This window comes from Paraburkholderia atlantica, assembly GCF_009362785.1.
Taxonomy (GTDB): Bacteria; Pseudomonadota; Gammaproteobacteria; order Burkholderiales; family Burkholderiaceae; genus Paraburkholderia; species Paraburkholderia atlantica.
In genome coordinates, this window is sequence record NZ_WHNQ01000169.1 from 1 (window position 1) to 1,669 (window position 1,669).

The window sequence follows — 1,669 nt, forward strand, 5'->3', positions numbered from 1 at the left end:
CGTCAGCCGGCGCCGGCAGTGCCTTGCGGTCGAGCTTGCCGTTCACCGTCAGCGGCAACTCCGCCAGCCGCATGAACGCCGACGGCACCATGTAGTCCGGCAGCCGCGCACTCAGGTGCGCGCGCAAGGTGTTGGCAAGCTCAGGTCCATCCAGCCCATCCGATTGAGCTTCGGGCGCACACACCACATAGGCGATAAGATGCCTGTCGCCGGCGCGGTTCTGTCGCGCCACCACCACCGCCTCGCGCACAAAGGCGTGCTCGCCAAGCCGCGCCGCGATCTCGCCCGGCTCGATGCGGAAGCCGCGGATCTTCACCTGGTCGTCATTGCGGCCCAGGAACTCCAGATTGCCGTCCGGCAGGTACCGCGCCAGGTCCCCCGTGCGGTACAGCCGATCGCCCTCCACAAAGGGACTGGCGATGAACCGCTCGGCGGTCAGCTCGGGGCGGTTCAGATAACCACGCGCGACCCCCGCCCCGCCAATATAAAGCTCGCCCACCGCACCAAACGGCACCGGCGCGCCATGACCGTCCAGCAGATAAACCCGCGTGTTCGCAATCGGACGGCCGACGGGGGGCACCTGGGGCCAACATGATGGGTCGGCTGCAAGGTGGTGCTCGGCAATGACACTGATTTCTGTGGACCCGTATTGATTGATCAATCTCGCCTTTGGATGCGCTTCGAAGAAGGTCCTAAGCAGTGGAGTGGACTGAAGTTGCTCACCCGCTGTATAAATCTCCCTTAAAGAGGGCAGTTTCACTTGCTGCGCGCCCCAGACCTCCGCAAATTGGTTCAATGCTACGAATGGGAGGAAAAGTCGCTCGATCGCCTCCCTTTCCATGAATTCGAGCAAGTCGGAGAAGTGCCTACGGGTCTCTTCCCGCACAAGTACGAGCAGTCCACCGTCCTTCCAACAAATGAACATTTCCTGACAGGACACATCGAAGTTCAGGGTAGCGAATTGAAGTGTGCATCGTTTTGACGTGCCAACCCCCGCGAGCGAATTCACAAGCGCGCCGTGGGACATTTCTACACCCTTTGGCGCTCCGGTTGAACCGGAGGTGTAGATCACATAGGCGAGATGGCGGGACATGAGGCCAAGCGTGCGCGGCTCCGGGTCCGAAGGCGGCCGCTCGCCCCAGACCGGGGTGGCACTATCTAGATCGACAACGCTGACATCGGCCACAGTCTCGGCGCCCAATGCGGTTCGACCGGCGGCATCGCAAAGCAGCAGTTGCGGCGCCGCATCCTCGAGCATCTGGCGCAACCGCGCCGACGGATAAGCCGGATCCAGCGGCAGATACGCGCCCCCCGCCTTGAGGATCGCCAAGAGCCCCACCACCATCGCCGGGCTGCGCTCCACGCAGATCGCCACCGGCTGATCCGGCCTGACTCCGAGTGCGATCAGATGATGGGCCAGCCGGTTGGCCCGCGCGTTGAGCTCGCCATAGCTCAGTCTCTCGTTCTCGTGGACCACCGCCACCGCCTCCGGCGCCTTCTGCACCTGCGCCTCGAACAGCTCATGGATGCACCGCTCCGACGGATACGCCGCTGCCGTCCGGTTCAGATCCTCCAGCAGATACGTGCGTTCGTCGTCCGGGAGAATGTTGATGCGGCCGACCGGCTGCCCCGCATCGGCCATCACACCATTTAACAAAGTCTGCAAATG

The 1,669-nt window shown here is 63.1% G+C and carries 1 protein-coding gene; it reads right to left on the reverse strand.

Going from position 1 to position 1,669, the window contains the following annotated elements:
* A partial coding sequence (locus GCT19_RS41910; protein ID WP_152855080.1) for a non-ribosomal peptide synthetase occupies positions 1–1,669 on the reverse strand: 1,669 nt, incomplete at both ends.